The organism is Pseudomonas sp. HLS-6, from assembly GCF_002753995.1.
In the GTDB taxonomy this organism is placed as follows: Bacteria; Pseudomonadota; Gammaproteobacteria; order Pseudomonadales; family Pseudomonadaceae; genus Aquipseudomonas; species Aquipseudomonas defluvii.
In genome coordinates this window covers 1284710-1307691 of the sequence record NZ_CP024478.1, presented here as the reverse complement: position 1 = coordinate 1307691, position 22982 = coordinate 1284710, and the positions used below count along the sequence as shown (strand labels likewise).

Genomic DNA, 22982 nt, shown 5'->3' with positions numbered 1-22982 from the left:
CGCGCATGAGCCTTCCGCGCTGGGTAATGATCAAACGAGCAGCCGAACTCACCGGGTACAGCGAGGATGCCATCAGGCACAAGGTCAAGGACGGCACCTGGGCACAGGGCCGGATCTGGCGAAAAGCCCCCGATGGACGCATTGCAATCAACATGACGGAGTACGACAAGTGGGCCGAGAGCGCACCGCAGGAAGCGGCTTAGAGATAGAGCTGGCAAAGCACAAGGGCATCGAGATACACGGCGGCAATTTACGCGTCGTGTTTATGTGGCGCCGCATTCGTTGCCGGGAGTCCTTAGGACTCCCTATCACCAAAGCCAACATCAAGCATGCCGCCCTACTCAGGGCGGCGATTCTTCATGAAATCAAAATAGGGACGTTCGACTATGGCCGACACTTCCCAAACTCCAAGCACGCCAACAACTACAGCACTGCCAAGGATGAACGCCTATCCGCACTCATGGCGCGATACAAGCCGCTGAAAGCTGTGGATATCACACCCATGACAGAAGAAAAGTACGGCTATGCACTGGACATCTGCGTGGACCTGATCGGCGCAGACCGCCTCGCCGGAGTACTGCTACCTGAGGACATCCAACTGCTGCGAACAAAGCTGATCGCTGACCGCGCACCGTCAACGAGCAACCACTACCTCGCAACTTTCGCCGGGTTCCTCGCCTGGTGCGAGAGCAACCGCTACTGCAAAGCAGGCCTAGCCGCTGCCTGTACTCGTTTCGCAATGAGCGACAAAGATCCAGATCCGCTGACACAGGATGAGTTTGAACAGCTGATCAGTAAGGGGTGCCTACACCCACAGGATGTTGCAGCAGTCACCCTAGCCGTTTACACCGGGATTCGACCCGGAGAAATGTGCGCACTAGCAGCAGAAGATGTCGACCTTGCCACCGGGCAGATCCACATCTCCCGCGCAATCACCGCCGACAAAACCTTCAAAGTACCCAAGACCGGTAAACCACGCTCAATCTTGCTGATGCCCCCGGCGTTGGAAGCATGCCGCACTCTGTTGGGGCTGGTGGCTGATCACCCGAAACAGCAGATCAAGGTCTACCACAACCGGCATGAGAGCCGAGACGAGCTGGTCACACCTCTACTATCACCAACAACCCAGGCTAGGAAGAAACTCATCAACCACTGGTTTGTGTCGACGGCATGGAACACTAAGTGGGCCGCGATCCAGCGACGAGCCGGAATCCGACCGCGCCGGCCATACCAAACGCGACACACCTATGCGTGCTGGTGTCTAACAGCTCGTGGCAACCTGGCATTTATTGCAAAACAAATGGGCCACAAAGACTTCACCATGCTAGTTGAAGTCTATGCGAAATGGATGGATGATGAGTCGCCCGATGAACTAAAGAGGATCTGGTTAGAACTATCGAGGACTTTCAACCGCGATAGACCGCCTCATGCATCCGGCAGAAATGAATTGAAAGCTTAAAGGACAACAGGTAGAAGCCAAGCTGATTCAGCGACCTAACTTTGCGCTTTTCGGCTTGGGCTTCAAAAGCCTTATACGGAATAGACGACACCATATCCAACATGGCCACGCTTTCCAAAGTCCCCTCTACCGAAGCCGGAAGATAAATTAAATTAGTCATGTGCTGAGCCTTGATCGCAGCAATCTTGCCTTTAACATCCTTTTCTGGAAGTGCGGCAAGAAGCAACTTCTCATAGGCAGCCAGACCAATAAGAGGCGCATAGGTAACATGAACTGGTGTATGCCTAACATTAGTTTTATCAATATCACAGGTATTTGACAAAATAATCGCCTGGATATTTTCCTTACGTCCTGACAAGGTAATGTGAGGTATTCCTTCCCAGCAATCCCCCTGGAAAACCTCTGCCTGAAACTCCTGAGTAAAAATGTTTGAGCGCCCTGAAAAGTCTTTCATAGCGCTCGCCAGACCACGCTTTTGGTCGTCGGTCAGGTAATAGGGAAGAAAGTCCTTATAGTCAAACCCTGCAATATCCATCTACCGATTACTACCTAAGAACCAAGTCCCAAAAATTATCTTCGATCACTTCGAGGTATTCGGAGCCCAATGTTTCAAGGCCGCTTGCGATAGAAGTGGCAAAGCCGATAGATGCGTTCTGCAATACCTGGTCCGCTGAAATAGCAGCGATCTGATAGGTCAATCCAAGCCCAAGGGTCGGACTATTGATGCTTTCAGCGTATACAGATACGTTTGAAAGATTGGAGGTAGATATCTGCCGCATCCTATCCATGGATTCATCCTGACCATTCAAGTCTACGAAGGAGGTGCTCATCAGAATGACACCCGCCGCTACGAGACCAACAGTAGCCGGAGCAGTTACAACCCTATAGTTACTCATAGCTTGGCTCCAAATGCTTCAAGGCCAATTCAGAGATAGCGTCAAAAACTGTCTTTTTGTTTGCATCATGCAGAGCAGTAGCTCGCTCAACCAACCTACTTGCAAACGCACCTGAGTCTTCTGCAGGTATATCCATGACCGAATCTACGTCGATTAACGGACCTTGCAGCGGGCGGCCATCGAAAAGCTGCGTCATAGCACTGGAGATGAGCTGAACCGTCTGGATTACGCCATCCTGAACTGCACTGACCTTAATATGAAAATTGTCCTTGCCATCAATACTGCCGACAGCGAGGTTCATATTGAAGCACTCGGACGCCGGGATAGGGATGGAATCAAGGATATCAACGTACTTGATAGAGCAGCGATTTACGGTCGTGATCAACCCCGTTTCGAGAGCGACGCCAAAGGCCTCCTCGATCTTCTGAAGAAAATCCGCCCATCCAGCATAGGGAAGCTTAGATGCCACGGCGAAAATACGGTCACCAATAAGGATCCAGTAATTTCCCCAGCTGCACTTCGTCAGCGGCAGATGCTGAAAGTTAGGATCCGCGTCCCGTATCTCTTTGGGCATCGAATGCGGAGGCAACTGCTCCATGGACAGGGAGCCGCTCAGCTTGCTGTATAAAATGCCAGGCAGCATCGCAGCCACTGGGGCGGAGCTTTCGAAGCGCATCTCGAAGACAGCTTCGATCATTGGCTCCCTACCCAGCTTCGACGGAAGAATTTTACCTGTCCCAGATCCTGCCACCTGACCCACTCCTAACCTCACCGTTCTCGACGATATTGACAGCCGCCCAGCCGATTCGACTCACATGCGGCCTGTATGCAAAAATGCAAATAATTATCGTTAACGTAAAATACCATTACACCTTGCGCGGAGTGTAGGGGATGCCGTGTGCGAAATCCATGCGGATTTGCGTCCTTAATTGCACGCGTGGTAGCTCAAGTTCTACTTTGTATGCGCGGGGCGCCCGGAACCCCATATGCCGTGATACCCTTGCAAACAATTGGTCTGGCTTCGGCGCCCCTCACGGCTTCGCTAAGCAAGTAAACGCTCTAAATGCCCCAGAAATGCCCCAAGCCTTTTCTAAGATCGTTCTAACGCCTTGATGAATAAAGCAATTTCCGATTTTTCCGCACACACTCCGATGATGCAGCAATACTGGAAGCTGAAGAACCAGCACCCAGATCAGCTGATGTTCTACCGCATGGGCGATTTCTACGAAATCTTCTACGAAGATGCGAAGAAAGCCGCAAAACTCCTGGACATTACCCTGACTGCCCGTGGGCAGTCCGCGGGCCAGTCGATCCCCATGTGCGGTATCCCCTTCCATGCAGCTGAAGGCTACCTGGCCAAGCTGGTGAAACTGGGAGAGTCGGTGGTGATCTGCGAGCAGATCGGCGATCCGGCAACCAGCAAAGGGCCGGTCGAGCGCCAGGTCGTACGTATTATCACCCCAGGCACGGTCAGCGATGAGGCGTTGCTTGATGAACGCCGTGACAACCTGATCGCTGCCGTACTGGGCGATGAACGCCTCTTTGGCCTTGCAGTACTGGACATCACCAGCGGCAACTTCACCGTTCAGGAGCTCAAGGGCTGGGAGAACCTGCTGGCCGAGCTGGAGCGAATCAACCCGGTGGAACTGCTGATCCCGGATGATTGGCCACAAGGCTTGCCAGCCGAGAAGCGTCGTGGCGCCAGACGCCGGGCACCCTGGGACTTCGACCGTGACTCAGCCCGCAAGAGCCTGTGCCAGCAGTTCGCAACCCAAGACCTTAAAGGTTTTGGCTGCGAGAAGCTGACCCTGGCCATCGGTGCTGCCGGTTGCCTGCTGGGCTACGCCAAGGAAACCCAGCGTACCGCCCTGCCCCATCTTCGCAGCCTCAAACACGAACGGCTTGACGATACTGTCGTACTCGACGGTGCCAGCCGCCGCAACCTTGAGCTGGACGTCAACCTCGCAGGCGGTCGCGACAATACCCTGCAATCGGTCATCGACCGCTGCCAGACCGCCATGGGCAGCCGTTTGCTGACCCGTTGGCTGAACCGCCCCCTGCGCGACCTGAAGGTGCTGCTGGCACGCCAGAGCTCCATTCGCTGCCTCCTCGATGGCTACCGCTTTGAAAAGCTGCAGCCACAGCTGAAGGAAATTGGCGACATCGAACGGATCCTGGCCCGGATTGGCCTGCGTAATGCCCGCCCTCGCGACCTGGCTCGCCTGCGCGATGCACTGGGTGCATTGCCTGAGCTGCAAAACGCAATGGCCGAGCTGGAGGCACCGCACCTGGCACGCCTGGCGGCTATCGCCGGCACCTACCCGGAACTGGCTGACCTGCTGCAAAAAGCGATCATCGACAATCCGCCTGCGGTGATCCGCGACGGCGGCGTCCTCAAGACGGGCTATGACAGCGAGCTGGACGAGCTGCTGTCGATGAGCGAAAACGCCGGCCAGTTCCTGATTGACCTGGAGGCTCGCGAGAAAGCTCGTACCGGCCTGGCCAACCTCAAGGTCGGCTACAACCGTGTCCACGGCTACTTTATCGAACTGCCCAGCAAGCAGGCTGAACAGGCACCTGCCGACTACATCCGTCGCCAGACCCTCAAAGGTGCCGAGCGCTTTATCACGCCTGAGCTGAAAACCTTCGAAGACAAGGCGCTGTCGGCTAAAAGCCGCGCATTGGCGCGGGAGAAAATGCTCTATGAAGCGCTGCTGGAAAACCTGATCAGCCATCTGCCGCCCTTGCAGGACACTGCCGCGGCACTGGCAGAGCTGGACGTCCTGAGCAACCTGGCAGAGCGCGCGCTGAACCTCGATCTGAACTGCCCAACGTTCGTCGACGAGCCGTGCATGCGGATCAGCCAGGGGCGCCACCCGGTGGTCGAGCAGGTACTGACCACCCCGTTCGTGGCCAACGACCTGGCACTCGATGACAACACCCGCATGCTGGTGATAACCGGTCCGAACATGGGCGGTAAATCCACCTACATGCGCCAGACCGCATTGATCGTGCTCATGGCACACATCGGCAGCTTCGTACCGGCGGCCAGTTGCGAGCTGTCGCTGGTTGACCGCATCTTCACCCGGATCGGCTCCAGCGATGACCTGGCCGGCGGCCGCTCGACCTTCATGGTCGAGATGAGCGAAACCGCCAACATCCTGCATAACGCTACCGAACGCAGCCTGGTGCTGATGGATGAAGTGGGGCGCGGCACCAGTACCTTTGACGGCCTGTCGCTGGCCTGGGCCGCAGCCGAGCGCTTGGCGCAACTGCGCGCCTATACGCTGTTCGCCACGCACTACTTCGAGTTGACCGTACTACCCGAGAGCGAACCGCTGGTAGCCAACGTGCACCTCAATGCCACCGAACACAACGAACGTATCGTGTTCCTGCACCATGTACTGCCTGGCCCGGCCAGCCAGAGCTACGGCCTCGCGGTTGCCCAACTGGCCGGCGTACCTGGCCCGGTTATTCAGCGTGCCCGCGAACACCTGAGCCGCCTGGAAACCGCGAGCCTGCCGCATGACGCAGCGCCTGTAGCCGACAGAGGCGCGCCAGCGGTGCCGCACCAGAGCGATCTGTTCGCCAGCCTGCCGCACCCGGTGCTGGAGGAAATCAGCAAAACCGATATTGATAACCTGACACCTCGTCAGGCGCTCGAAATGCTCTATACACTAAAGACTCTGATCTAACGCACCGTCCCACAAGCTGATAGAATCCCGCGCGGTTTGGCGACACTGCAGATTACTAGCCTGGTCTGCAGCCATCTACCAAACCCCGCGGCCCTGTCTGGAAGGGCTGTGCTGCCGTCGCCTGAGGAGAAAATTAGAAATGACCTTCGTCGTCACCGACAACTGCATCAAGTGCAAGTACACCGACTGCGTAGAAGTCTGTCCGGTGGACTGCTTCTACGAAGGCCCGAACTTCCTGGTCATTCACCCGGATGAGTGCATCGACTGTGCGCTGTGCGAGCCTGAATGCCCGGCACAAGCCATTTTCTCTGAGGACGAAGTGCCTGAGGATATGCAGGAGTTCATCCAGCTGAACGTTGAGCTGGCTGAGATCTGGCCAAACATCACCGAGAAGAAAGATGCACTGCCCGATGCCGAGGAATTCGACGGTGTCAAAGGCAAGATCAAGGATCTGGAGCGCTAAACGCTCTCGTTCTACGCAAAAGGCCCCTACAGGGGCCTTTTCTTTTTTGCGGACAAAAAAAAGGGGCGGTTTGACCCGCCCACATTTTTTCCGTAGTCCCTTTATTCCCTTTCATCATCCTGATGAATCGCATCCTGCGATGTCCTTGACCCTCATCCTTGAAGGCCTGTGTCCAAATCCGTGGACACAGGGCAGATAGTAATCGCTGGAGCGCCTGGAGCAACTGGCAAAACCTCTCAAAAAAAGACCTGAGGGTTACCCAAGCAAAAATAAAAATCCTTATTTATCAAACAGATAAACAAATACCGACTGTGAAAGCGGCAACGATTTACTCGCGCCTACAGCTTTGGCTTACGCACGCTGTAAGTGATCACTTACAACAGCATGCACAGTAACAACACACGAGTAGTCTTTGGCTCATACCAACATGTTTCAGCCCCGGGCGACCCGGCGCTAGCTCAACACAAACAAAAACACCCCGAACCAGTCGGGGTGTTTTTCACTGCATCGGCGTTACTGGAACAGCGACTCGCTGGACAGACCGTTCTTCTCCAGAATCTCGCGCAGGCGCTTTAGCCCCTCAACCTGGATCTGGCGAACCCGCTCCCGGGTCAGACCGATCTCCAGGCCAACATCCTCAAGGGTACTGCTCTCGTGGCCGCGCAAGCCAAAACGGCGAATCACCACCTCACGTTGCTTGTCAGTCAACTCACTGAGCCACTGGTCGATGCTCTGGGACAGATCATCGTCCTGAAGCAACTCGCAGGGGTCAGTCGGTCGATCGTCAGTGAGGGTATCAAGCAGGGTCTTGTCAGAATCAGGCCCCAGCGAAACATCGACTGAAGACACGCGCTCGTTAAGGCCCAGCATGCGCTTGACCTCACCAACAGGCTTCTCCAGCAAGCTGGCAATCTCTTCCGGCGACGGTTCGTGATCGAGCTTCTGGGTCAGTTCCCGAGCAGCACGCAGGTAAACGTTCAGCTCCTTGACCACATGGATCGGCAAGCGGATGGTACGGGTCTGGTTCATGATCGCCCGTTCGATGGTCTGCCGGATCCACCAGGTGGCATAGGTAGAGAAACGGAAACCACGTTCAGGATCGAACTTCTCGACAGCACGGATCAACCCCAGGTTGCCTTCCTCGATGAGGTCAAGCAGCGAAAGCCCCCGATTCACATAGCGCCGGGCAATTTTTACCACCAGACGCAAGTTGCTCTCGATCATGCGCTTACGCCCAGCAGGATCACCACTTTGCGACAGCCGCGCAAAATGAACTTCTTCCTCAGGCGAAAGCAGGGGTGAGAATCCGATTTCATTCAGGTAAAGCTGAGTAGCATCAAGTGCTCGGGTGTAGTCGATGTACTTGTGCTGTTTGAGTGACGAGCCGTGTTTGGCTTTGGTCCGAACCGAAGATACAGCAGGTTCGTCTGACACCACATCCGTTTCCAAAACGATACCGGTCTCCATCAGGAGAACCTCATCGTCGATGTCAAACTCCGGCACTTCTTTACTGAGAGCCATTGTTATAGTCCTTTGCTGAGTTCGAACTCAGACTCGAGCGTCACCTGATCCTTGGTAGCGCTGGAGCCTGTCCCCACTACGCGAAGGAACAGGCAAGGCACAAGCGGTCAACGACGCGGCAGGAATTGCAACGGATCTACGGGTTTCCCCTGACGGCGAATCTCAAAATGAAGCTTCACCCGGTCAGTACCCGTGGACCCCATCTCGGCAATTGTCTGCCCTGCCTTGACCTGCTGCCCCTCCCGAACCAACAGCCTACGGTTATGACCGTAAGCACTGACGTAGGTGTCGCTGTGCTTGATAATTACCAACTCGCCGTAGCCCCGCAAGCCACTTCCGGCGTACACCACTGAACCATCAGACGCAGCAAAAACAGGCTGTCCCAAATCACCGGCGATATCAATGCCTTTATTCAAACTACCGTTTGAAGCAAATTTACCAATTAACACACCACTCGCAGGCCACGCCCAGCCCCCCACTGCACGCTCCGATGCCGGCACCTGAACGGGCGCAGGCGCGCTGCTGGCGGCACTCGACGAGGTGCTTGTGGAAGGCGCTGGGGTACCCACCGGGCGCCGGGTAACCGTAGTTTTACTTGACGACGAGGAGCTGCTGACCACGGTCTGGGAGGGAGTACCCGACGCACCACCGGAACGGCCATCGAAACGAATAGCCTGCCCAGGACGAATGGTATAGGGCGGCGCAATATTGTTGCGCGCAGCCAACGCCTTGTAGTCCCAACCGTATCGGAAAGCGATGGAGAACAGGGTATCACCTGGACGTACGACGTACTGCCCTGTGGTCACGGCAGGACGCTTGGGCGCCGCATTATTGCGGTCCACCACGCCAACGCTGCTCGAAGAAGTGCTGGAACAACCCGTAACCAGCGTACCAAAGGCAAGTGCAATCACCAGAAGCCTGAAGCTCGATAGACCCATACGCTGCCGAATGACTGTGTGACTCACCCGCCGCTCCCTCTAATGGTGACCGATAAGGAAAATGAAATAATGTTGCAATTATAACTGAGCGTGCGCCTATTGCGGCGGGCTCACGCAGCACAAATTTACTCAGGATGTTTGCTCAGGCCTGGCAAATAGACCTGCAGCCTGCAGCAGAATTCGCTCACGCAGAAAAAAGCCTGGCTCAAGCCACCGGGCCGTTGAGCAATGGCACAAAACGCACCGCCCCCATCGCACGCTGGGAGAAACCGTTCTCCTCACGAACGATCAACATCAACTGCTGCAACTCTCCTGTAGCGCCCACCGGAATGACCATGCGCCCACCGGGCGCAAGCTGATCAAGCAAGGCTTGCGGAACCTCGGGAGCAACCGCAGTGACGATGATCCCATTGTAAGGGGCCAGGGCTGGCCAACCTTCACAGCCATCGCCCCAACGGAACACCACGTTACGCAGATTGAGTTCGAGCAAACGCTCCTTGGCCCGGTCTTGCAGCACCTTGATGCGTTCAACCGAAAACACTCGCTCAACCAACTGCGACAGAATCGCGGTCTGGTAACCAGAACCCGTGCCAATCTCCAGCACTTTGTCCAACGGACCCGCTTCGAGCAACAACTCACTCATGTGCGCCACAATAAAGGGCTGGGAGATGGTCTGGTTGTTACCAATCGGCAGCGCTGTATCCTCGTAGGCGCGGTGCGCCAGCGCTTCGTCGACGAACAGATGGCGTGGCGTGCGGCGAATGACCTCCAACACCTGCGGATTGGAGATCCCCTCTTCACACAACCGCTGGATCAGTCGCTCACGGGTCCGCTGAGAGGTCATGCCAATACCGCGGCGCACCAGATCGTCCTCACGCATCAGAGCACACCCTCCAACCAACCATCGAGTTGTTCAAACGCCTCATTGAAGGTGCGATCGAGCTGCAGCGGGGTAATCGATACATAGCCCTGCATCACCGCGTGAAAATCGGTGCCCGGGCCGCCGTCCTCAGCATCGCCAGCCACCGCGATCCAATAGCCTTCCTTACCGCGCGGGTTAACCACCTTGGTCGGCGCAGCTGCACGCGCACGGTGACCGAGACGCGTCAGCTGGATACCACGGATGTGCTCCAGCGGGAGGTTCGGAATATTGACGTTAAGCACTGTGCGTGGGGGCAATGTCAGGCGGCTCTGCGCCTCGACCAGCCTGCGGGCAATATAGGCAGCCGCTGGCAGATTGTCGGGAAGACGCGACAACAGCGAAAACGCAAACGAGGTTCCACCGAGGAAGCGCCCTTCCAGTGCGGCAGCGACCGTACCCGAATACAACACATCATCGCCCAGGTTGGCGCCCAGGTTGATGCCCGAAACCACCATGTCGGGGGTATACGGCAACAGACCATTAAGGCCCAGGTGCACGCAGTCGGTGGGTGTGCCATTGAGGCTGATGTAACCGTTGGCCAGGGTCTGCGGGTGCAGCGGCCGGTCAAGGGTCAGCGAGCTGCTCGCGCCGCTTTTGTCTTGATCCGGGGCAATCACCACACACTCGGCATAATCCGCCAACGCAGCGTGCAGTGCGGCAAGTCCGGGGGCAGTAACCCCATCATCGTTTGAAATCAGAATACGCATGGGCTGTCCGTCTGCCCTGCCGGCGCCAGGTCGATGAGTTCACGCACCACAACGGTGGCGAAGCATCCGGCCGGAAGGACGAATTCCAGTTGCAGGATATCAGGCTCGGGATAATGCCACGTCAGACCGCCAATGGGCAGCCGCAGAATGCGTCGCTCGTGACTCATGCCGGCCTCGCTCAACCATTGGCACAACGCCGCCTCTTCTTCGCCGATGCGCTGCTCCAACTCAGCAACAGCACCACCTGTGGCAGAGTGCCCCTCACCCCACAGTGGACCGGTTGGATGCAGGTCAAGTATCGAAAGACGAGGATCTTGGCACTCAGCCTCCCCTGCCGGGAAAAAACTGCGGCTGTCGGTGAAGGCCAGCAAGTCACCGACCTGCGCCTGGTTCCAGGTGCCATTGGCAACGCGGGCCGCCAGCACCCGGTTGAACAGGTAGCTGCGCGCAGCCGAAAGCAGCCGCGACCGCACATTGCGTTGCTCCGGCAAGGCCTGGCGGGCCGCCCAGTCACGGGCATCAACAATGTTCCCGCCGTTATGACCGAAGCGCTGCGTGCCGAAGTAGTTGGGAACACCCTCACTGCGCAACTGCTCCAGGCGAGCCTGGAGAGCAGCGGGGTCTGCAGACAGTTGAGTCAGGCGCAAGGTGAAGCCGTTGGCAGAGTGCGCACCGCGCTGCAGTTTGCGCTTATGCCGGGCACGCTTGAGGATTCGCAGGGTTTCGTTTTCTGCGCCAGACAGGTCCGGATCGGCCTTGCCCGGCAGGTGCAGACTGAACCATTGGCGCGTCAGGGCCTGACGATCCTTGAGGCCGGCATAACTGATGTTACGCACCGGCACGCCGGCTGCACGAGCCAGACGGCGGGCAGCTTCCTCGGTGTTGAGGTCGCGTTTCTCGACCCACAGCCACAGGTGCTCGCCGTCACCGGAGAGCGGGATATCGAGTACTTCGTCGACCTGAAAATCTTCCGCGGTCGCCTTGAGCACGGCATGCCCCAAGGATGGACCCGATGCGCACGGGCCAAGCAATTCAAGTTCGGTCATGCTGACAGCAACAAGGCAACAGCGTGAACGGCAATGCCTTCTTCACGCCCGGTGAAACCGAGCTTCTCGGTGGTGGTGGCCTTGACGTTGACCTGGTCGATATCGACCTGCAGGTCTTCAGCAATCAGGGCGCGCATGGTTTCGATATGGGGCGCCATTTTCGGAGCCTGGGCAACGATGGTTGCGTCGACATTCCCGACTTTCCACCCCTTGGCCTGGACCTTGGCCAGCACATGACGCAACAGCACGCGGCTGTCTGCGCCCTTGAACTGCGGGTCCGTATCGGGAAAGTGCCGGCCGATATCGCCCAATGCTGCCGCACCAAGCAAGGCGTCGCTCAGGGCATGCAGCAGCACGTCGCCGTCGGAGTGAGCCAACAGCCCGGAAGAGTGGGCAATGCGCACACCGCCCAAGGTAATAAAATCGCCCTGTGCGAAGCGATGTACATCGTAGCCGTGGCCAATACGCATAGAAAAACGCCCTGATTGAGTCAGGACGTGATTCTACCTGCTTTACCCGGGCTTGGGCTTGATTTGTCCGCAGCCCCTAGCGCAACGCAGCGGCATGATGACGCAGATGGTCATCGATGAAGCTGGCGATGAAGTAGTAGCTGTGGTCATACCCCGGCTGCAGGCGCAACGTCAGGGGATGATCCGCAGCACGCGCAGCCTGGGCCAAGACTTCCGGCTTGAGCTGAGTGACCAGGAAATCGTCACGATCACCCTGATCGACCAGCAATGGCAGCCGCTCGCTCGCCTCGGCAATCAGGACGCTGGCATCCCACTCACGCCAACGCGCGCGCTCCTCTCCCAGGTAACGGGAAAACGCCTTCTGCCCCCAAGGGCAATCCATCGGGTTGCTGATCGGGGCAAACGCCGAGACCGAGCGATAACGACCCGGATTGCGCAAGGCGCAAACCAATGCCCCGTGCCCGCCCATGGAGTGACCGCTGACACCGCGCTTGTCGGAGGCGGGAAAATGCGCTTCGACCAGTGCGGGCAGCTCCTCGACCACATAGTCGTGCATGCGGTAGTGCTCCGCCCACGGCTGCTCGGTGGCGTTGAGGTAGAAGCCCGCGCCAAGACCGAAGTCCCAGGCGCCGTCCGGATCACCCGGTACCTTCGGCCCTCGCGGGCTGGTGTCTGGGGCAACGATAATCAGCCCTAGTTCCGCAGCCAGCTTGTGCGCACCGGCTTTCTGCATGAAATTCTCGTCCGTGCAGGTCAAGCCGCTCAGCCAGTACAACACTGGCAGCTTGCCGCCCTGCTCCGCTTGTGGCGGCAGGTAGACCGCAAAGACCATGTCACACCCCAGCACCTCAGAGCGGTGCCGATAACGCTTGTGCCAGCCACCAAAGCTCTTTTGGCAGGATAGGTTTTCCAGGCTCATGGCTGACCTCAGAAATGGATGACGCTGCGAATGCTCTTGCCTTCATGCATCAGGTCGAAAGCCTTGTTGATGTCTTCAAGCCCCATGGTATGGGTGATGAAGGTATCGAGCGGGATTTCGCCCTTTTCAGCCATCTCGACATAGCTTGGCAGTTCGCTACGGCCACGCACACCACCGAAGGCTGAGCCGCGCCACACGCGACCGGTGACCAGTTGGAACGGACGCGTCGAGATTTCCTGACCTGCACCGGCCACACCGATGATCACGGATTCGCCCCAACCCTTGTGGCAACACTCCAGCGCTGCACGCATCAGTTGCACGTTGCCAACACACTCGAAGGAGAAGTCCACACCACCATCTGTCAGGTCAACGATGACCTCCTGAATCGGGCGGTCATAGTCTTTCGGGTTGACGCAATCGGTCGCGCCCAACTGACGGGCGATCTCGAACTTGGCCGGGTTGATGTCCACTGCAATGATGCGCGAAGCCTTGGCCTTGACTGCACCAATGATCGCCGACAGGCCGATGCCACCGAGGCCGAAAACCGCGACGGTGTCGCCTGGCTTGACCTTGGCAGTGTTGAGCACTGCACCAATACCAGTAGTGACACCGCAGCCCAGCAGGCAGACTTTTTCCAGCGGTGCTTCCTTCTGGATTTTGGCCACGGAGATTTCCGGCAGTACGGTGTACTCGGAGAACGTCGAGGTGCCCATGTAGTGGAACAGTTGCTGGCCCTTGTAGGAGAAGCGCGTGGTGCCGTCAGGCATCAGGCCCTTGCCCTGAGTGGCACGAATGGCCTGGCACAGGTTGGTCTTGCCAGAGAGGCAGAATTTGCACTTGCCACACTCCGGGGTGTACAGCGGGATCACGTGGTCACCTACAGCGACCGAGGTGACACCCTCACCGATGGCTTCGACGATAGCACCGCCTTCATGGCCAAGAATCGAGGGGAAGATACCTTCCGGATCGGCGCCGGACAGGGTGTAGGCATCCGTGTGGCAGACACCACTCGCCACTACGCGTAGCAGCACTTCGCCCGCCTTGGGCATGGCCACATCGACCTCAACGATCTCCAGTGGTTTCTTGGCCTCGAAGGCAACGGCGGCACGGGACTTGATCATGAATCTTCTCCAGCAAAGGTTCGGTTTCCAGCCTTGAAGTGTAATTCATCAACATTTGATGAATAATCCAGGCAAACGCAAAACATTAATGCTGAGCAGGGATAATCGATGGCAAGCAGTCACTGGGAAGGCTTCGATGAGTTCGTCGCCGTCGCCGAATCAGGGCAGTTCACCGCAGCAGCAGAGCGCCTTGGGGTTTCGTCTTCCCATATCAGCCGCCAAATTGCCCGCCTCGAAGAACGCCTGCAGACCCGCCTGCTATATCGCAGCACCCGAAGGGTCAGCCTGACGGAGGCAGGACAGACGTTCCTGCAACATTGCCAGCGTTTGCAAGATGGCCGGGACGAAGCGCTGCGAGCCATGGGCGACCTTGGCAGCGAACCCAAGGGGCTGCTGCGCATGACCTGCGCAGTGGCCTATGGCGAGCGTTTCATTGTGCCGCTGGTGACCCGCTTCATGGCCCTTTACCCGCAATTGCGGGTGGATATCGAACTGACCAACCGTACACTGGACCTGCTGCATGAAGGCATGGACATGGCCATTCGACTGGGGCGCCTGCAGGACTCGCGACTGGTGGCCAGCCGCCTGGCGCCCCGGCGCATGTACCTCTGCGCCTCGCCCGCGTATCTGGAGCGCTATGGTCGCCCGCACAGCCTTTCGGAACTGGCGCGACACAACTGCTTGATCGGCAGTACGGACAGCTGGCCTTTGCAGCAGGATGGGCGTGAAATCGCACAGCGCGTACAGGGCAACTGGCGCTGCAACAGCGGCCAGGCGGTGCTCGATGCAGCACTGCAAGGCGTAGGCTTGTGCCAACTACCGGACTACTACGTGCAAGAGCACCTGCGCAGCGGTGCGCTGGTTTCGCTGCTTGAAGCGCACCAACCCCCCAACACCGCCGTGTGGGCGCTGTATCCACAGCAACGGCATCTGTCGCCCAAGGTGCGTCAATTGGTGGATTACTTACGAGAAGGATTGGCAAATCTGCCGGAGTACCGCACCCCGTAGAAGCCAGCCTGGTTGGCGGTTGGCAGTCAGCCGCGCAGCGCCCAGCGCTGACGCAGCCACTCAAGGTCTTCTGGGCGAGTGACCTTGATATTGTCACTACGTCCTTCGATCAGTCGCGGTGCCTGCCCCGACCATTCGATAGCAGAGGCTTCATCAGTGATCGCCACGTCCGCCACCAGGCTGTCGGCCAGCGCACGGTGCAGGGCACCCAGGCGAAACATCTGCGGTGTATAGGCCTGCCAGACCGTACTGCGGTCGATGGTTGCGGCCACCCGGCCCTGAGCATCTGCACGCTTAAGCGTGTCTCGCGCAGGTACGGCCAGCAATCCACCCACAGGATCATCGGCAAGTTCGGCCAGTAGCCGATCCAGGTCGGTACGTGCCAGGTTCGGTCGCGCAGCGTCATGCACCAGCACCCAGTCGGCGTCGTCAGCCCCCTGAGCATGCAACAACAGCAACGCATTGAGCACCGAGTCGGCCCGCTCACGACCACCGGCTGCACGCTGGATACGAGCATCAACGGCGCAGCGAAGACCTGGCCAATAAGGATCGTCAGCGGCGAGGCTGACAACCACGCCCTTGAGGCAGGGGTGGTCTAGAAAACAGTCAAGGCTATGCTCGAGGATTGTCCGGCCGCCCAACTGCAAGTACTGCTTGGGGCGATCGGCTGCCATTCGGGCACCAACGCCCGCAGCAGGTATCACTGCCCAGAAGGCAGGCAGGGACTGGCTCATTGCGGTAACTGGTAGAGGGTTTCGCCCTCTTTGACCATACCCAGTTCGTGGCGCGCCCGTTCTTCGACGGTCTCCATACCTTTTTTCAACTCCAGCACTTCAGCATCGAGCACGCGATTACGCTCCAGCAACCGTTCATTCTCGGCGTGCTGATCAGCGATCTGCTGCTTGAGCTCAGTGACCTGCGCCAGGCTGCCATTACCCACCCACAGACGATACTGCAGGCCGGCAAGCAACAAGAGCAGAACGAGGAACAACCAATAGGGACTGCGCATCGAGGTATCCAGTGGAAAAGACCGCTGCTTAATGCAGGTTGCTGATGGCACGAAGCCTGGCCGAAGCCAGGCTTTGTGGGCAATTGCCTGCAACAAGCATGTTGCTGTCGATCAGTATGACCGATCGGCGGCACACTGCTGTCTTTTTACCATTTCTTGCTTAGCCACGAAACTCGGCACGGCCGCGGTATACCGCTTTGGCGCCCAGTTGCTCTTCGATACGCAGCAGTTGGTTGTACTTGGAGACGCGATCGGAACGGCACAGCGAACCGGTCTTGATCTGACCCGCAGCAGTACCCACAGCCAGGTCGGCAATGGTCGAGTCTTCAGTTTCACCGGAGCGGTGCGAAATCACGGCGGTGTAGCCTGCAGCCTTGGCCATCTGGATGGCTTCCAGGGTCTCGGTCAGCGTGCCGATCTGGTTGAACTTGATCAGGATGGAGTTGGCGATCTTCTTGTCGATGCCTTCCTTCAGGATCTTGGTGTTGGTAACGAACAGATCGTCACCGACCAGTTGTACCTTCTCACCAATCTTGTCGGTCAGGGCTTTCCAGCCAGCCCAGTCGGACTCGTCCATGCCGTCTTCGATGGAGATGATCGGGAAGCGCTCGGTCAGGCCTTTCAGGTAGTCGGCGAAACCGTTGGCGTCGAACGACTTGCCTTCACCCGACAGGTTGTACTTGCCGTCTTCGAAGAATTCGCTGGAAGCGCAGTCCAGTGCCAGGGTCACGTCGGTGCCCAGTTTGTAGCCTGCATTGGCCACAGCTTCGGCGATAGCCGACAGTGCATCTTCGTTGGACGCCAGGTTTGGTGCGAAACCGCCTTCGTCACCTACCGCAGTGTTCAGGCCACGGGCCTTCAGCACGGCTTTGAGGTGGTGGAAGATCTCGGTGCCCATGCGCAGTGCGTCGGAGAAGGTCTTGGCGCCAACCGGCTGAACCATGAACTCCTGGATGTCGACGTTGTTATCCGCGTGCTCGCCACCGTTGATGATGTTCATCATTGGCACAGGCATGGAGTACTGGCCTGGGGTACCGTTCAGGTTGGCGATGTGCGCGTACAGCGGCAGATCCTGGTCCTGAGCAGCGGCCTTGGCGGCAGCCAGGGAGACAGCCAGGATGGCGTTCGCGCCCAGCTTGGCCTTGTTCTCGGTACCGTCCAGCTCGATCATCGCGTGGTCGAGGGCTTTCTGGTCGCTTGGGTCTTTGCCCAGCAGCAGGTCGCGGATCGGGCCATTGATGTTGGCAACGGCTTTCAGCACGCCCTTGCCCATGTAACGGCTCTTGTCGCCATCACGCAGCTCGAGCGCTTCACGCGAGCCAGTGGAAGCACCGGACGGCGCACAGGCACTGCCGATGATGCCGTTGTCGAGCAGTACGTCCGCTTCGACGGTGGGGTTACCACGCGAATCGAGAACTTCACGACCTTTGATGTCGACGATCTTTGCCATTGTTGTAAGCACTCCAAAATTGACGAAAACAACGCAGCTGAGAAAAATCTTTGCCCGCCGCCAGACAAGGAAAAACAGGCAAGGCAAGCCTGGCGGGGAGAGAACCCTGACCGGTTGGTCAGGGGTTGAGCGTGCGGTACTTTACCGGAGAAATGAGGATTACGCGGTTTCTACCGTCGGAAAACTCTTAACCAGATCATCCAGTTGCTTAAGCTGGGCCAGGAATGGCTCCAGTTTGTCCAGGCGCAGGGCGCATGGACCATCGCACTTGGCGTTGTCCGGATCCGGATGGGCCTCCAGGAACAGACCTGCCAGGCCTTGGCTGATGCCAGCCTTGGCGAGGTCGGTGACCTGAGCACGACGACCACCGGCCGAATCGGCGCGGCCGCCCGGCATTTGCAGGGCGTGGGTGACGTCGAAGAACACCGGGTATTCAAACTGCTTCATGATACCGAAGCCCAGCATGTCCACCACCAGGTTGTTATAGCCGAAGCTGGAACCACGCTCGCAGAGGATCAACTGATCGTTACCGGCCTCCTCGCACTTGGTCAGGATGTGCTTCATCTCCTGCGGTGCGAGGAACTGGGCTTTCTTGATATTGATCACAGCGCCGGTCTTGGCCATGGCCACGACCAGATCGGTCTGACGCGACAGAAAGGCCGGCAACTGGATGATGTCGCAGACCTTGGCCACCGTGGCAGCCTGGTCCGGCTCATGCACGTCAGTGATAACGGGCACGCCGAACGCTTTCTTCACGTCCTCGAAAATCCGCATGCCCTCTTCCAGGCCCGGCCCACGATACGAATTGATCGAAGAACGGTTGGCCTTGTCGAAGCTGGCCTTGAACACGTAAGGGATACCGAGCTTCTCGGTCACCCGCACGTACTCTTCGCAGACCTTGAGTGCCAGGTCACGACTTTCCAGCACGTTCATACCGCCGAACAGCACCATTGGCTTGTCGTTGGCGATCTCGATGTTACCGACGCGAATGATCTTCTGGGTCATGGATCAGCCTTTGTTCCGTTGTGCCAGTGCCGCCTTCACGAAACCACTGAACAGTGGGTGGCCATCACGTGGCGTGGAGGTGAACTCCGGGTGGAACTGGCAAGCGACGAACCATGGATGATCCTTGGCCTCGACAACTTCAACCAGTGCGCCGTCGCCGGAACGACCGGACACTTTCAGGCCAGCTTCGATCAACTGCGGCAACAGGTTGTTGTTCACTTCATAGCGGTGGCGATGACGCTCGACAATGACGTCCTTGCCATAGCAGTCATGAACCTTGGAACCGCCCTCCAACTGGCACTCTTGAGCGCCAAGGCGCATGGTGCCGCCCAGGTCGGAAGTTTCGGTACGGGTTTCGACGGCGCCGGTAGCGTCAGCCCACTCGGTGATCAAACCGACAACCGGGTGACCGCTGTTGCGATCGAACTCGGTGGAGTTGGCGTCTTTCCAGCCCATGACGTTACGCGCGAATTCGATCACGGCAACCTGCATGCCCAGGCAGATGCCCAGGTAAGGCACCTTGTTCTCACGGGCGTACTGAACGGCAGTGATCTTGCCTTCGACACCGCGCAGACCGAAACCACCGGGTACCAGGATGGCGTCAGCACCTTCGAGCAGGCCTGTGCCCTGGTTCTCGATGTCTTCGGAGTCGATGTAGCGCAGGTTGACCTTGGTGCGGTTCTGGATGCCGGCGTGGCTCATCGCTTCGATCAGCGACTTGTACGCGTCCAGCAGCTCCATGTACTTACCGACCATGGCGATGGTGACTTCATGCTCTGGGTTGAGCTTGGCGTCGACAACCTTTTCCCACTCGGACAGGTCGGCACCGTTGCATTGCAGGCCGAAACGCTCGACGACGAAATCATCCAGACCCTGGGCGTGCAGTACGGCCGGGATCTTGTAGATGGTGTCGACGTCTTCCAGGGAGATCACCGCACGCTCTTCAACGTTGGTGAACAGGGCAATCTTGCGACGAGAAGACACATCGACCGGGTGGTCGGAGCGGCAAATCAGTACGTCTGGCTGCAGACCAATGGAGCGCAGCTCCTTGACCGAATGCTGAGTCGGCTTGGTTTTGGTCTCACCGGCAGTGGCAATGTACGGAACCAGCGTCAGGTGCATCAGCATGGCGCGCTTGGAGCCTACTTCAACACGCAGCTGACGGATCGCTTCGAGGAACGGTTGCGACTCAATGTCACCCACAGTACCGCCGATTTCCACCAGGGCCACGTCGGCATCGCCGGCGCCCTTGATGATGCGACGCTTGATCTCGTCGGTGATGTGCGGAATGACCTGGATGGTCGCGCCCAGATAATCACCACGGCGCTCCTTGCGCAGCACGTGCTCGTAGACACGCCCGGTGGTGAAGTTGTTGTTCTGGGTCATGGTCGTGCGGATGAACCGCTCATAGTGGCCCAGGTCCAGGTCGGTCTCGGCGCCGTCGTGGGTGACGAACACCTCACCGTGCTGGAACGGGCTCATGGTGCCCGGGTCGACGTTGATGTACGGGTCCAGCTTGAGCATGGTGACCTTGAGCCCCCGCGCCTCCAGGATGGCCGCCAATGAAGCCGAGGCAATGCCTTTCCCCAATGAAGAAACAACACCGCCCGTGACGAATATGTAGCGCGTCATGAAAAACCCTAGAAGTCTGCGTTAAAGCGGTCTGCGCCGCCGGGGAAAGCGAAGGAAGGCCGAAGCCCCCGATCACCTGCGTCAATCACAGTGCATCTTAAAAAACTGCCGCGTCTGGACAGACCGGGGGTAAAAAACCCGGTAAGGAGCTCGCTAAACATTTTTAGAATCGCCCAGCAAAAAACTGCTTGGTAATCGGCAACTCCCGTGATTTCGATGAAGTCACAGAAGCTGTATCAAGAAGGGAGCGTAGTCTACCCGAAACTGCCCTTCATCTCAAACCTTGCGCGTTCGTCGGTGCTGACCAGTGCAATTGCCACTGGTCCTGCGCCAGCGAAGGCAGGTTCGCTACTGCCAACAGACGCTCACCCTCGAACAGTAAGGGTAGCCGAGCGCGCACGAACAGCGGCAAATGCTGCTCGTTGAGCAAACGCTTGAGATCGCGCTGGCCTCGGCCTGGCACCTGAAGCATTTCACCGCCCTGACGATAGCGAATCTGCACTAAGCCCTGCGGCACTCCACCACTTATACGGACACAGCCGTTATCGATCAACGCCAGTGGTCGACCAGGATCACGCCAGGGCTGAGTCGGTGGCTGCGGTTTAAGCCAGTCACCTGCCAACCACCAGATCCGATCGCCGCAACGGTGCAACTCACCATCGGTGAGACGCCAAAGGGCACGACTGCCGTCGGCCGCATCCCGCACGCTCTCCCACCCAGCCCAGTGCCGGCTGTCGGGTAAACGAGTGTACTCAGCCAGCCAGGACTGCAACGCGTTGCGCTGGCGCGCCGGGGAAAGCGCCCGGAGTGTCGGCAAATCCAACGAAGGCAATGCCAGCCATTCAAAACCACTAGCCGTTCGGGCCTGTAGCAGATCCTGCTGCGCCAGTTCCTCAAGCAATACGCGGGCTTCCTCGAGGTGAGCAGCGCTGCGTGCAAGGCTCTGCGCCGCCTGAGGCCAGCGCCGGGTCAACACCGGAAACACGTCATGGCGCAAGTAATTACGTGAGAAGCGACAATCGGTGTTGGAGGGATCGTCGATCCACTCCAGCCCCTGCTGCGCCGCATAACGCTCCAGTTCTTCGCGCCCAACCGCCAAAAGTGGACGCACCAAGCGCCCCGCACCCAATGGGCGCTGCACCGGCATCGCCGCCAACCCTCGCACACCAGCGCCACGCAGCAACCGAAACAGTACGGTTTCAGCCTGATCCTCACGGTGTTGAGCCGTCAACAACACCTCAGCAGGGCGCAATGCTTCAGCAAACGCCCGGTAGCGTGCATCCCTTGCGCCCTGCTCCAGGCTCGCACCCGGCGCTACCGTGACATGAATGACCTGAAGCTCAATACCAAGCGCGTCGCAGCGTTGCTGGCAAAGCTGCGGCCACGCGTCAGCAGCGGCCTGAAGGCCGTGATGGATGTGGATGGCACGTAGAGGGGGCAAGGCATGCTGGCGGGACAACAGCGCCAGCAGATGAAGCAGGACACTGGAGTCCAGCCCACCGGATAGCGCAACACACCAGGACGGTGCGTTGCGCCAGGGTGCCAGGCTGGCAAGCAGCCTGGTAGGGAGATCAGTCATCGGGGCACCTCGTCAGCGAGCGTTCTGCACGCGTTCACCGGCATGCCAGCCCCTGAAAGAAGCCTGGCATACCTGCAAGCGGGGCACCGATGCCTTCAGATCAGAGCCCGTAGCTCATCAGACGATCGTAACGACGCTTGAGCAGCGCGTCGTTATCGAACTTCTTCAGCATGTCCAGTTGCTCAAGCAACTCGCCACGGATCGAAGCCGCCGCCGCCGCTGGATCACGGTGAGCACCACCCAGTGGCTCGGCAATGACCTTGTCGACAATACCCAGGCCTTTCAGGCGCTCGGCGGTAATGCCCATGGCCTCGGCAGCATCAGCGGCCTTCTCGGAGGTTTTCCAGAGAATCGACGCGCAGCCTTCTGGCGAGATCACCGAATAGGTGGAGTATTGCAGCATGTTCAGTTGGTCGCAGACACCAATGGCCAGCGCACCACCGGAACCACCTTCACCGATAACGGTGGCGATGATCGGGGTTTTAAGACGTGCCATGACGCGCAGGTTCCAGGCAATGGCTTCGCTTTGGTTGCGCTCTTCAGCGTCGATACCCGGGTAAGCACCTGGCGTGTCGATGAAGGTGAGGATCGGCATCTTGAACCGCTCGGCCATTTCCATCAGGCGGCACGCCTTGCGGTAGCCTTCAGGGCGCGGCATACCGAAGTTGCGGCGAACTTTCTCGCGCACTTCGCGGCCTTTCTGATGACCGATGACCATGACTGGCCGACCGTCCAGGCGGGCGACACCACCAACAATGGCGGCATCGTCGGAGAAGTGACGGTCACCGTGCAGTTCGTCGAACTCGGTGAAGATGTGCTCGATGTAGTCCAGGGTGTAAGGACGGCGCGGATGACGAGCCATTCGTGCAATCTGCCAACTGGTCAGATTGTTGAAGATGCTGGCAGTCAGGGCGCTGCTCTTGTCCTGCAGGCGCGAAATTTCTTCGCCAATGTTCAGCGAGTTGTCGTTACCAACCAGGCGCAGCTCTTCGATCTTGGCTTGCAGGTCAGCAATCGGCTGTTCGAAATCCAGAAAATTCGGGTTCATAGGCTTCCGTCTTGGGTCGACGGCCAGGCGGCCGGCCGGTTGATCCGTTTGGCGCCCTACCTTAAGGGATCGGGCGCATTCAGGTCGAGATTAA

Annotated in this window: 23 protein-coding genes; 5 read left to right on the top strand and 18 right to left on the bottom strand. The window is 58.3% G+C overall.

The features are described 5' to 3' along the window. Positions 1-5 precede the first annotated feature (5 nt). On the top strand, positions 6-203 hold the full coding sequence (locus tag CS390_RS05900; protein WP_099773751.1) for an excisionase: 198 nt from the start codon (positions 6-8) through the stop codon (positions 201-203). Then, positions 170-1459, top strand: coding sequence for a site-specific integrase (locus CS390_RS05895; protein ID WP_099773750.1), 1290 nt, complete (start codon positions 170-172; stop codon positions 1457-1459). Before CS390_RS05900 ends, CS390_RS05895 begins: the two co-directional genes overlap by 34 nt. On the opposite strand, the gene CS390_RS05890 is transcribed toward CS390_RS05895, so the two are convergent. From CS390_RS05890 to CS390_RS05880, 3 genes are read right to left on the bottom strand one after another with little or no spacing between them, the layout of a single operon-like run. Further along, positions 1407-1994, bottom strand: a complete 588-nt coding sequence (locus CS390_RS05890) for a hypothetical protein (protein WP_099773749.1) — start codon at positions 1992-1994, stop codon at positions 1407-1409. The two genes, CS390_RS05895 and CS390_RS05890, sit on opposite strands and share 53 nt — an antisense overlap. Before the next feature lie 10 nt (positions 1995-2004). Continuing rightward, positions 2005-2289, bottom strand: a complete 285-nt coding sequence (locus CS390_RS05885; protein WP_157767120.1) for a hypothetical protein — start codon at positions 2287-2289, stop codon at positions 2005-2007. Between the two features lie 58 nt (positions 2290-2347). Continuing rightward, complete coding sequence (locus tag CS390_RS05880; protein WP_099773747.1) at positions 2348-3052, bottom strand: TIGR04255 family protein; 705 nt, start codon at positions 3050-3052, stop codon at positions 2348-2350. 427 nt (positions 3053-3479) lie between these two features. Here CS390_RS05880 and mutS point away from each other — a divergent pair, with 427 nt between their 5' ends. Together mutS and fdxA are read left to right on the top strand one after the other, a co-directional pair. Then, a complete protein-coding gene (gene mutS, locus CS390_RS05875; protein WP_177442436.1) occupies positions 3480-6050 on the top strand; it encodes a DNA mismatch repair protein MutS in 2571 nt (856 codons plus the stop codon). 139 nt (positions 6051-6189) lie between these two features. Continuing rightward, a complete protein-coding gene (gene fdxA, locus CS390_RS05870) occupies positions 6190-6513 on the top strand; it encodes a ferredoxin FdxA (RefSeq protein ID WP_065760817.1) in 324 nt (107 codons plus the stop codon). A 513-nt stretch (positions 6514-7026) separates the two neighbouring features. Here the strand turns inward: fdxA and rpoS are convergent. The 8 genes from rpoS to CS390_RS05830 all read right to left on the bottom strand — a co-directional run bounded on the left by rpoS (position 7027) and on the right by CS390_RS05830 (position 14157). Further along, positions 7027-8034 carry an RNA polymerase sigma factor RpoS gene (gene rpoS, locus CS390_RS05865; protein WP_099773745.1) on the bottom strand — a complete coding sequence of 336 codons (1008 nt, stop codon included), beginning with the start codon at positions 8032-8034 and terminating at the stop codon, positions 7027-7029. A gap of 107 nt (positions 8035-8141) precedes the next feature. Further along, complete coding sequence (locus tag CS390_RS05860) at positions 8142-8999, bottom strand: peptidoglycan DD-metalloendopeptidase family protein (RefSeq protein ID WP_099773744.1); 858 nt, start codon at positions 8997-8999, stop codon at positions 8142-8144. A gap of 178 nt (positions 9000-9177) precedes the next feature. Next, positions 9178-9816, bottom strand: coding sequence for a protein-L-isoaspartate(D-aspartate) O-methyltransferase (locus CS390_RS05855; protein ID WP_177442435.1), 639 nt, complete (start codon positions 9814-9816; stop codon positions 9178-9180). A gap of 35 nt (positions 9817-9851) precedes the next feature. Next, on the bottom strand, positions 9852-10601 hold the full coding sequence (gene surE, locus CS390_RS05850; RefSeq protein ID WP_099773742.1) for a 5'/3'-nucleotidase SurE: 750 nt from the start codon (positions 10599-10601) through the stop codon (positions 9852-9854). Beyond that, entirely contained in the window at positions 10589-11647 is a 1059-nt protein-coding gene (truD, locus tag CS390_RS05845) for a tRNA pseudouridine(13) synthase TruD (RefSeq protein WP_099773741.1), read from the bottom strand. Before truD ends, surE begins: the two co-directional genes overlap by 13 nt. Further along, a complete protein-coding gene (ispF, locus tag CS390_RS05840; protein ID WP_099773740.1) occupies positions 11644-12117 on the bottom strand; it encodes a 2-C-methyl-D-erythritol 2,4-cyclodiphosphate synthase in 474 nt (157 codons plus the stop codon). Before ispF ends, truD begins: the two co-directional genes overlap by 4 nt. 76 nt (positions 12118-12193) lie before the next feature. Continuing rightward, positions 12194-13036 (bottom strand): S-formylglutathione hydrolase, encoded by an 843-nt coding sequence (fghA, locus tag CS390_RS05835; protein ID WP_099773739.1) that lies wholly within the window; start codon positions 13034-13036, stop codon positions 12194-12196. An 8-nt stretch (positions 13037-13044) separates the two neighbouring features. Continuing rightward, on the bottom strand, positions 13045-14157 hold the full coding sequence (locus tag CS390_RS05830) for an S-(hydroxymethyl)glutathione dehydrogenase/class III alcohol dehydrogenase (RefSeq protein ID WP_099773738.1): 1113 nt from the start codon (positions 14155-14157) through the stop codon (positions 13045-13047). A gap of 108 nt (positions 14158-14265) precedes the next feature. Between CS390_RS05830 and CS390_RS05825 the strand changes: the two genes are divergently transcribed. Then, positions 14266-15165: a LysR substrate-binding domain-containing protein gene (locus CS390_RS05825; RefSeq protein WP_099773737.1), complete on the top strand. Its 900-nt coding sequence runs from the start codon at positions 14266-14268 to the stop codon at positions 15163-15165. A 26-nt stretch (positions 15166-15191) separates the two neighbouring features. Here the strand turns inward: CS390_RS05825 and ispD are convergent, their stop codons facing one another. From ispD to accA, 7 genes are all read right to left on the bottom strand, one after another. Further along, positions 15192-15899, bottom strand: coding sequence for a 2-C-methyl-D-erythritol 4-phosphate cytidylyltransferase (gene ispD, locus CS390_RS05820; RefSeq protein WP_099773736.1), 708 nt, complete (start codon positions 15897-15899; stop codon positions 15192-15194). Continuing rightward, on the bottom strand, positions 15896-16174 hold the full coding sequence (ftsB, locus tag CS390_RS05815; protein WP_099773735.1) for a cell division protein FtsB: 279 nt from the start codon (positions 16172-16174) through the stop codon (positions 15896-15898). The genes ispD and ftsB overlap by 4 nt, the downstream gene beginning before the upstream one ends. Before the next feature lie 160 nt (positions 16175-16334). Next, complete coding sequence (gene eno / locus CS390_RS05810; RefSeq protein ID WP_099773734.1) at positions 16335-17624, bottom strand: phosphopyruvate hydratase; 1290 nt, start codon at positions 17622-17624, stop codon at positions 16335-16337. 159 nt (positions 17625-17783) lie between these two features. Beyond that, the gene (gene kdsA, locus CS390_RS05805) at positions 17784-18629 is read right to left on the bottom strand and encodes a 3-deoxy-8-phosphooctulonate synthase (RefSeq protein WP_099773733.1); all 846 of its coding nucleotides are present in this window, start codon (positions 18627-18629) and stop codon (positions 17784-17786) included. Positions 18630-18632: 3 nt separating this feature from the next. Then, positions 18633-20261 (bottom strand): CTP synthase, encoded by a 1629-nt coding sequence (locus CS390_RS05800; protein WP_099773732.1) that lies wholly within the window; start codon positions 20259-20261, stop codon positions 18633-18635. Between the two features lie 271 nt (positions 20262-20532). Next, positions 20533-21840, bottom strand: a complete 1308-nt coding sequence (gene tilS, locus CS390_RS05795; RefSeq protein WP_099773731.1) for a tRNA lysidine(34) synthetase TilS — start codon at positions 21838-21840, stop codon at positions 20533-20535. Between the two features lie 100 nt (positions 21841-21940). Continuing rightward, complete coding sequence (gene accA, locus CS390_RS05790) at positions 21941-22888, bottom strand: acetyl-CoA carboxylase carboxyl transferase subunit alpha (RefSeq protein ID WP_099773730.1); 948 nt, start codon at positions 22886-22888, stop codon at positions 21941-21943. Positions 22889-22982 lie beyond the last annotated feature (94 nt).

Excerpts from the sequence above, each read along its gene's own strand:
- CS390_RS05900 (WP_099773751.1), top strand. The coding sequence starts at position 6 with ATGAGCCTTCCGCGCTGGGTAATGATCAAACGAGCAGCCGAACTCACC.
- CS390_RS05890 (WP_099773749.1), bottom strand. The coding sequence starts at position 1,994 with ATGGATATTGCAGGGTTTGACTATAAGGACTTTCTTCCCTATTACCTG.
- CS390_RS05885 (WP_157767120.1), bottom strand. The coding sequence starts at position 2,289 with ATGAGCACCTCCTTCGTAGACTTGAATGGTCAGGATGAATCCATGGAT.
- CS390_RS05880 (WP_099773747.1), bottom strand. The coding sequence starts at position 3,052 with ATGATCGAAGCTGTCTTCGAGATGCGCTTCGAAAGCTCCGCCCCAGTG.
- fdxA (WP_065760817.1), top strand. The coding sequence starts at position 6,190 with ATGACCTTCGTCGTCACCGACAACTGCATCAAGTGCAAGTACACCGAC.
- rpoS (WP_099773745.1), bottom strand. The coding sequence starts at position 8,034 with ATGGCTCTCAGTAAAGAAGTGCCGGAGTTTGACATCGACGATGAGGTT.
- CS390_RS05855 (WP_177442435.1), bottom strand. The coding sequence starts at position 9,816 with ATGACCTCTCAGCGGACCCGTGAGCGACTGATCCAGCGGTTGTGTGAA.
- surE (WP_099773742.1), bottom strand. The coding sequence starts at position 10,601 with ATGCGTATTCTGATTTCAAACGATGATGGGGTTACTGCCCCCGGACTT.
- truD (WP_099773741.1), bottom strand. The coding sequence starts at position 11,647 with ATGACCGAACTTGAATTGCTTGGCCCGTGCGCATCGGGTCCATCCTTG.
- ispF (WP_099773740.1), bottom strand. The coding sequence starts at position 12,117 with ATGCGTATTGGCCACGGCTACGATGTACATCGCTTCGCACAGGGCGAT.
- fghA (WP_099773739.1), bottom strand. The coding sequence starts at position 13,036 with ATGAGCCTGGAAAACCTATCCTGCCAAAAGAGCTTTGGTGGCTGGCAC.
- CS390_RS05830 (WP_099773738.1), bottom strand. The coding sequence starts at position 14,157 with ATGATCAAGTCCCGTGCCGCCGTTGCCTTCGAGGCCAAGAAACCACTG.
- CS390_RS05825 (WP_099773737.1), top strand. The coding sequence starts at position 14,266 with ATGGCAAGCAGTCACTGGGAAGGCTTCGATGAGTTCGTCGCCGTCGCC.
- ispD (WP_099773736.1), bottom strand. The coding sequence starts at position 15,899 with ATGAGCCAGTCCCTGCCTGCCTTCTGGGCAGTGATACCTGCTGCGGGC.
- ftsB (WP_099773735.1), bottom strand. The coding sequence starts at position 16,174 with ATGCGCAGTCCCTATTGGTTGTTCCTCGTTCTGCTCTTGTTGCTTGCC.
- eno (WP_099773734.1), bottom strand. The coding sequence starts at position 17,624 with ATGGCAAAGATCGTCGACATCAAAGGTCGTGAAGTTCTCGATTCGCGT.
- kdsA (WP_099773733.1), bottom strand. The coding sequence starts at position 18,629 with ATGACCCAGAAGATCATTCGCGTCGGTAACATCGAGATCGCCAACGAC.
- CS390_RS05800 (WP_099773732.1), bottom strand. The coding sequence starts at position 20,261 with ATGACGCGCTACATATTCGTCACGGGCGGTGTTGTTTCTTCATTGGGG.
- tilS (WP_099773731.1), bottom strand. The coding sequence starts at position 21,840 with ATGACTGATCTCCCTACCAGGCTGCTTGCCAGCCTGGCACCCTGGCGC.
- accA (WP_099773730.1), bottom strand. The coding sequence starts at position 22,888 with ATGAACCCGAATTTTCTGGATTTCGAACAGCCGATTGCTGACCTGCAA.